8 protein-coding genes are annotated in these 6,242 nt (G+C 46.5%); 2 read left to right on the top strand and 6 right to left on the bottom strand.

Going from position 1 to position 6,242, the window contains the following annotated elements:
* A partial coding sequence (locus M979_RS23540; protein ID WP_167350281.1) for a hypothetical protein occupies positions 1-304 on the top strand: 304 nt, incomplete at its 5' end.
* 175 nt (positions 305-479) lie between these two features.
* On the opposite strand, the gene M979_RS17055 is transcribed toward M979_RS23540, so the two are convergent.
* The 4 genes from M979_RS17055 to M979_RS17040 form a co-directional block, all read right to left on the bottom strand.
* The gene (locus tag M979_RS17055; protein WP_034460580.1) at positions 480-1,859 is read right to left on the bottom strand and encodes a carbohydrate porin; all 1,380 of its coding nucleotides are present in this window, start codon (positions 1,857-1,859) and stop codon (positions 480-482) included.
* Positions 1,860-2,043: 184 nt separating this feature from the next.
* Positions 2,044-2,346: a PTS lactose/cellobiose transporter subunit IIA gene (locus M979_RS17050; protein WP_122974050.1), complete on the bottom strand. Its 303-nt coding sequence runs from the start codon at positions 2,344-2,346 to the stop codon at positions 2,044-2,046.
* A 31-nt stretch (positions 2,347-2,377) separates the two neighbouring features.
* Positions 2,378-3,703 carry a PTS sugar transporter subunit IIC gene (locus M979_RS17045; RefSeq protein WP_064555773.1) on the bottom strand — a complete coding sequence of 442 codons (1,326 nt, stop codon included), beginning with the start codon at positions 3,701-3,703 and terminating at the stop codon, positions 2,378-2,380.
* Positions 3,704-3,715: 12 nt separating this feature from the next.
* Positions 3,716-4,030 (bottom strand): PTS sugar transporter subunit IIB, encoded by a 315-nt coding sequence (locus M979_RS17040; protein ID WP_064555771.1) that lies wholly within the window; start codon positions 4,028-4,030, stop codon positions 3,716-3,718.
* Positions 4,031-4,325: 295 nt separating this feature from the next.
* On the opposite strand from M979_RS17040, the gene M979_RS17035 reads away from it, so the two are divergent.
* Complete coding sequence (locus M979_RS17035) at positions 4,326-5,282, top strand: LacI family DNA-binding transcriptional regulator (protein WP_064555769.1); 957 nt, start codon at positions 4,326-4,328, stop codon at positions 5,280-5,282.
* Between the two features lie 80 nt (positions 5,283-5,362).
* On the opposite strand, the gene M979_RS17030 is transcribed toward M979_RS17035, so the two are convergent.
* Together M979_RS17030 and M979_RS17025 are read right to left on the bottom strand one after the other, a co-directional pair.
* Complete coding sequence (locus M979_RS17030) at positions 5,363-5,695, bottom strand: hypothetical protein (RefSeq protein WP_064555767.1); 333 nt, start codon at positions 5,693-5,695, stop codon at positions 5,363-5,365.
* Between the two features lie 79 nt (positions 5,696-5,774).
* On the bottom strand, positions 5,775-6,038 hold the full coding sequence (locus M979_RS17025) for a hypothetical protein (protein ID WP_064555765.1): 264 nt from the start codon (positions 6,036-6,038) through the stop codon (positions 5,775-5,777).
* Positions 6,039-6,242: the final 204 nt, after the last annotated feature.

Below are 6,242 nucleotides of genomic sequence, written 5' to 3'. Positions count from 1 at the left end.
CGGCATTGGTAGCAAAGGGGTTATTGCATTAGATGGAACAGGGGCAAAGGGTTATGGCGTACAACTGGCTTGGGGAGATGCGTCAACTCAGCCGCGAGGTGAGGGTATACCTGCTAAGCCGGTAGTATTTAATACCACTCTGGCTGCCGAAACAATTTCGAGCTATGAATCCCGAAGTTATAATTTAGGCGAGAATGTGACTCAACACATAAAAATGGCTGCACGTTTTTTCCGCCTTAATAATGAAGCAGTCGAGTTTGGACCTGCAAATGCAGCTGTAGAGATAATTGCCAACTATGATTAATAAGCCTGGTACTCACAGAGGTCAGGCTTATTTATATCTGAAAATACTCGCCATACTTCCAGTTGTTGATGCGTTGACTGCTCGTCTTCGCCCAAGTCACCGAATTATTTTGGGTATAAACACCACCTGCAATACAGGTGGTGTTTTACTCCTGTCAGATATGGTGTAGGTCAGATCACCACCAGGCTTCCCACATAGCGCCCACGTTAAACGAATCAAGCTGTGTATTATCCTCGCCTGCCACGCGCGTGGTGTGGTTGTTTTCCACCTGCCCACCCGTTACGTAGAAGCGCAGCATTGGGCGGAACTCTGGCCCCATGGCAATTGAAATGTTCTGGGAGAGCGTCAGCTTCCAGCCTTTGTTATCGCCATCATTCTCGTAATCTACGCGCTGATAACCTGCTTCAAGCCACGTTGAATGTATGTCGTTCCAGAAGTACATCGGGCGAACGATAGCACCATAGTTGCGGCGGTTATCCTGTGTTTGCTCGTCATTATCGTAATCATGGAAGGCCAACAGATATTCCACCTGTGCTTGCGGGGTGAACTTATAGTTCCCTTCGAAGCTGGTATAAACTGTGTGCAAGCCATTGGTTTTGTTGTAAACGCTGTTATCAGAGTGGTCAGAATAACGCGCGATAATTTTGTTCAGACTATTTTCACCGGTATGGCTCAAAACGACCGCAGCCTGCCAGGCTTTGGAGCGCTCGTCACTGTCGATTGCTTTAGAGTCGAAGCCATAGTTGGCGTACAGCTCGAAATCGATTGGGCCGAATTTAATGCCGTGCAGTTTTGACGTTGCTGCGTAATTACCTTTATCTCCAGTACCGGAGCCGCCAGTACAAGAGATGCGCGACGGGTTACCGCCGTCTTCGATCATTTCCGGGTTACATTGCTCAACCGAAGCGACCGTTGCCAGGTCTAACTGCGCGAAGCCGAGATCGAAGTTTTTCACCCCTGCGCCTTGCCCGTCGTGGTTCATCCAGAAGTAATCGTTGATGCCTTGTTGTGGGCGCTGATGGAAGTCACGACCGGCCCAGAAATAGGCGTTCGGCTGTGACTCAAACAGGTTGGTGACACCTGCATACGCTTTTTTCAGGTTAACTTCATCGCCCCAGTGGTCAATCATCACGCCCACATCCCAAATGGCGCCAGCTTCACTTTTAAAGGCTTTGGTAAGCTGGAATTCGCCACCGTTTCCTTCGTTACCTAAACGGCCAATTGCGGAAGAACCGTTATATGAGCCGTCAACGCCAATGTATTTTTGATCGCCGGCCTGGAAATGAGCCCCGTAGCGCGCATAACCGGTAAATTTAAGCCCTAATGGAATAGAAAGGTCCGGCGTGGTTGGCACTTGTGGTGTTACCAGAGGATCATTTTTTTTAGCACGTGCGGCATCAAATTTGGCTTCACGGTCCGCCAGTGCTTTATCAACGGCCTTTGCCACTATTTGATCGATCTGTTCTTGAGTCATTGGTTCTTGTGCGAGTACAGAAATCGGGCAAAGCGCGGCGATGACCGCCATTGTTAATGGAAGCTGTTTAATTAATTTCATTATAATCTCAATTTAGTAATTTATTTTTCAGACAATAAATATCCTGCTCGTAATTAATAGAGGTGACTCTATAGCCAGAGCATATTTATATTTTTATACTTTCATCGGATTGGATTTAATTAAAATTATTTACGTAATTATTTCTCCGTGCCAGAGGTTAAATATTTTAGTTTTTACGTAATGCTTAACGTTGATAAAGATGAATGATTTCGCTTGATAATTCACGAGCTAACATTGACGTCATTAAATGGTCCTGAGCGTGCACCATAATTAGCGTCATCGGTTGTTTGGCTTCACCTGCATCTTGCTCAATCAATTTGGTCTGCATTTTATGCGCTTCACGCGCATAACCATCCGCTTCCTGTAATAGAAGTTTGGCCTCTTCAATATTTCCCTGACGTGCACAATGCAGTGCTTCAAAACAAAGGCTACGTGACTGCCCCGCATTCATAATAATTTCCATTACTGCTTCTTCTAATTCGATCATCATTTTTCCCAGATTTATTAGTCGGCGATTCTTAATTGCTGATAGCCGTTTCTGTCAGAGGAGAACGCGTTTCATTTTCTACGGCTGTTTTCTGCAATGAACGCTCATAAGCGCGCAGAAATGGCAGATAAATCACGGTGGCAACCACCATACAAATCAGGCACATCACCACCGGGCTAAAGGCCCAGTTTGTTGCCCATGAAGCGCCTATGGGAGCAGGTGTAGTCCATGGAGTTAATGAAACCACTTGTGCGAGCCAACCCAGTTTAGTGGCGGTATAAGCCAGAACGGCGTTAACCATTGGTACGCAGATAAATGGAATGAATAACAACGGGTTCATGATAATTGGTGCGCCGAACAGGATAGGTTCGTTGATATTAAAGAAGCTTGGCACGATGCCCATTTTACCGATGGTGCGTAAGTGGGTGACTTTGCTGCGCAGTAATAAGAAAGCTAACGGCAAAGTGGAACCTACGCCGCCAATCAATAAATAGTGGTCCCAGAAACCTTGCAGATAAATGTGTGGTAACGCAGCGCCAGCGGCAAGAGCAGTCTGGTTTGCAGCAAGGTTTGTCATCCAGAATGGACTCATGATGCCGGTAACAATTAGCGAGCCATGGATGCCAGAGAACCAGAAAATCTGGCACAGCAGAACAGACAACAAAATAGCAGGCAAGGAATCTGATGCAGAAACCAGCGGTTCCAGCAGGTGCATAATCGCTTGCGGCATAATCATGCCCGTTTGTGCTTCGATGAATAAATTCAGCGGGTGCAGCGTGCCGATAATGACAACGACAGGAATCAGAATTTCAAATGAACGCGCAACGCCTGTCGGCACCTCTTTTGGCAGACGAATCGTGACTTTGTGCTCTTTGAGCCATGCGTAAATACGTGTGGAGTAAATGGACGTAATCAACGCGGTGAAAATGCCCTGGCCTGAAAGGTACTGGGTAGAGATTTTTCCATCGGCATAGGGTGCGGCAACCAGCAAAAACGCCATAAAGGCCAGCAAACCGGACATCACAGGGTCGAGATTAAACTGTCGCCCAAGACTTGCGCCAATCCCAACTGAGATGAAGAACGTCATCACCCCCATACTGAGGTTAAAAGGCAGCATCAACTGTTCACGGTAAGTCTGTGAAAAATCCAGCCACGCGCGGGCAAAGCCAATGGTGGTATCGGCCGAGAACGGTGGGAAAATAAATACCAGCATAAAGGAGCCGATAATCATAAACGGCAGGGCTGCGGTGAACCCATCACGAATTGCGATTACGTACTTTTGTTGCCCTAGACGGCCTGCCAGCGGGGTGATGGATTGCTCAATCACCGTCACCATTGATTGATATAGCGAACTCATATGAACACCTTTTTAGTGAGCCGCTTCGATAAGCGACAGAGCATAATCCAGCACCTTATCGCCACGCTGCATTCCGTAATCCATCATGTCGATGGCCTGAACGGGAATACCGTGAGAGGCGGTCTTTTCTGAAAGCGTGCTTAACATATATTTTACTTGCGGTCCGAGCAGCACGACCTGGTAGCGTGAAAACTGCACATCAAACTCAGCAACGCCGTAAGCCTCTATTTCCACAGGCATTCCTCGTTCTTGTGCAGCGGTCAGCATCTTTCTGACTAGCAGGCTGGTGGACATTCCGGCAGAACAACACAACATAATCTTGACCATTAACAATCATCCTCAAAATGTAAATAAAGTATTGCGGAAATGATTTGATACTTTATGGAAACCGTTTTCCATCCGCAGCCAACAGATCTGTGATACTCATCAATATCCAGCGTTTATAGGCTCTTCTTATTGGATCATCATCACAAAATTATCTGGTGAATACTTGGTTTGGACACGAAACGGAAAATCGGTTTCCATAGAAAAGTGAAACGACTATACTTAAAACTGGTTAGAATATGAGCCAGGACTGTATTTGGGATGACAGGCATGAGTCAGAGCCTGATAAAGGAAAATGATGTCTACAATCAATGATGTATCGCGTTTAGCTGGGGTGTCTAAAGCCACAGTATCACGGGTATTGAGTGGATCTCGTGGGGTGAAAGAAGCGAGCCGTCTGGCTGTGCTTAAGGCAGTAGAAGAGCTGCATTACCGGCCAAATGTTATCGCGCAATCCTTACTTAGCCAGTCAACAGGCTGTATTGGTGTGATTTGTGCGCAGGACAATATAAACCAAACCACGGGTTACCTGTATGCACTGGAGAAACACCTTAGCCAGCATCAAAAGCATCTGTTGTTGCGTTTTGCCAACAGCAAAATAGAGGTTATGCACGCGCTTGAGGAACTGACCTGTGGCCTGTGCGATGACGTTCTGATTATCGGTGCGCGTTTCCCGCTGAATATCAGCCAGGAAAACGTCGTTCTGGTTGACTGTGTGGATGTCGATTCCAGCAACAGCATTCAGTTTGATCATGCATTCGCTGCGGAAACTGCGTGTAATTATCTGATAAAACAGGGAAGAAGGCAGATTGCCGTTATTAATCCCGACTCATGCGGTTCTGTTGACCAGGTTTTGTTAGGTTACAAACGCGCCCTGGAAAACAATTTCCTGCCGTTTAACCGCAACCTGATTTTTATGGACTCAACCTCTTCGTCGGTTGCGCTGCAAGTGCTGCTAAACAACAGCACTACACTAAATTTCAACGCGTTACTCGTGGCCGATGAGCAGGAAGCGCAGCGCATCATTCCGCAATTGCAGGCGTTTAATAAATCCGTTCCGCAAGACATTATGGTGTTTAGCCTCGCCGGGTCGCTGCATTTACCGGGTATTCCAACTATTCCGGCCATTGAGTATTCCATGGATGCAATGGCAGCAAGAATCGTGGCGTGGCTGACGGAGAAAACCAAAAGTGCGTTGGGTTCAAACGTGTTGCGTGGGGATCTGATCATTCCTGATATGGCGGGTAGGAAGTAACTTTCTGGAAAGACCTGAAACTAAAAAACCCGGCATCTCACGACGCCGGGTTTTTTGAATATTCTCAGACAAACAGTGGATTAATGCGTCGCTTCGCCAATAAGAGCACCACCGCCTGCACCCACAGCTGCTCCTTTCAAAACGCTTTTGCCCGTGGCCGCCGCCGCAACGCCGCCAACAGCGGCACCAATCGCACCGCCTTTGCGAGCAGCTTTACCGGTGTCACCGTGTTTAAACATGGCTCCCGTACCGCCACCGATGACTGCACCACCCACCGTACTTTTCACGTCTTTGCCTGTTGCCGCACCAATTGCAGCACCGGCTAATGCACCGCCAGAAGTTTTATCAATAGCAAATACATTGCCTGAAAACGCGAGAGTTAAAAGTAACAAACCTGGGATATATTTTTCCAAAAAAGAGTCCTCCTGGACATAAAGATACGCAATGTTTTGCGTCTGACAATTATTCTATTCTGAATGGCTAACGATCTGCTTAATATTTAATATCACGCGCTTCTTCACGGCCATTCTGTTTATTCTGACGTTTGTCCTGGCGGCAATCGTGATTGCTTTTATCATTACTGGTAACGCATTCACGCTTCTCGTGGCGTGAATCCTCACGAGTATCCTGGCGAGTGTCGCGCGCTTCGCGGCGTTGCTGGCCTTGTTGAGTGGCATTGGCATTGCTGATAGAAAAAGTCGACAGCAGAATTACACCTGTCAGAACACCTAATAGTGTCGATGATTTATTATTCATGAGATAAACCTTAGAGGATGAACAATGCGTGAGATGAATAACTCAATCCAAATGGTCATAAGATTTGTAGTATAGTTCTGCCAGTTACGTATAAATGTAAGCAAATAAATTAAATTATTTTTTTCTTTGCACTCCCTTTAATATTGTCTTGCATATATATGAAAACTAATCAGTTAGCATTTTTGATTATTAGAGCTTTATTGC

It is taken from the genome of Buttiauxella noackiae ATCC 51607, assembly GCF_001654865.1.
Classification (GTDB): domain Bacteria; phylum Pseudomonadota; class Gammaproteobacteria; order Enterobacterales; family Enterobacteriaceae; genus Buttiauxella; species Buttiauxella noackiae.
This window is presented reverse-complemented; position numbering and strand designations above follow the sequence as displayed.